The organism is Xenorhabdus hominickii (assembly GCF_002632725.1).
Lineage (GTDB): Bacteria > Pseudomonadota > Gammaproteobacteria > Enterobacterales > Enterobacteriaceae > Xenorhabdus > Xenorhabdus hominickii.
The window spans coordinates 1-718 of sequence record NZ_NJAI01000082.1 but is presented as its reverse complement, the minus strand read 5'-3'; the positions used below and the strand labels follow the sequence as shown (position 1 = coordinate 718).

General features: G+C 56.8%; 1 pseudogene. It reads right to left on the bottom strand.

Annotated features, from left to right (window positions below):
* Positions 1–718, bottom strand: a pseudogene (locus Xhom_RS25200) (host specificity protein J); the annotation flags it as partial.

Below are 718 nucleotides of genomic sequence, written 5' to 3'. Positions count from 1 at the left end.
AATCTCAGTTTTCAGCGTGTCATCGGTCTGAGGTGCAAAACCCCAGTCAAGCTGGATACCGAAGATAATCGGCGTGGCCTTGAAGCCCAACGGTGCCGGAGGGTTGCCCTCTTTTCCCTTCAGGTGAGTTTCCGGGGCGTTTGCCCAGAGACTAGATATCTCAGCGGCATTAATGGCCCTGACCCGTGCCTGATAGCGTCCTGCGTAAATATTGGGGATTTCAAAGCCCTGTGTAGAGGTTCGGGGTGCAGATATCCAGTTGCCGTTATCCCGTCGCCATTCGGCTTCATACGCAATCGCACTTTCTGCCGCCTCCCATGTCACACGCAAGGTCGTGACCGCAATCCCCTGATTGACCACTGAAGAGCTACTGAGTGTGACGTTCTTCGGTGGGGGCTGCACACCCGGCGGGATCACGGAAATGGGCCGCTCATCAAGGCGCGTGCCGGTGTCAATGTGGGTGTATTTATCCGGGTTGTGCTCAACGGCGGTGATTTCAAAGGATACCCCGTCCTCGCCCTCTTTGATGCCGGTCACCCGGAATAGCTGGAGAGCAAGGTCAGCCGCATCAATTGCCCAGATGTTTTCAGGGGCGGGGATTTCTGAATAGCCGGTGGTAACCGTGATCACCGTTCCCTTCACCGCCTGAATAGTGCGCCCCTCGGCTTTGCCCGACGGCAGGTTCAGGATTAACCGCTCGCCCACTTGTGCCGAAGAC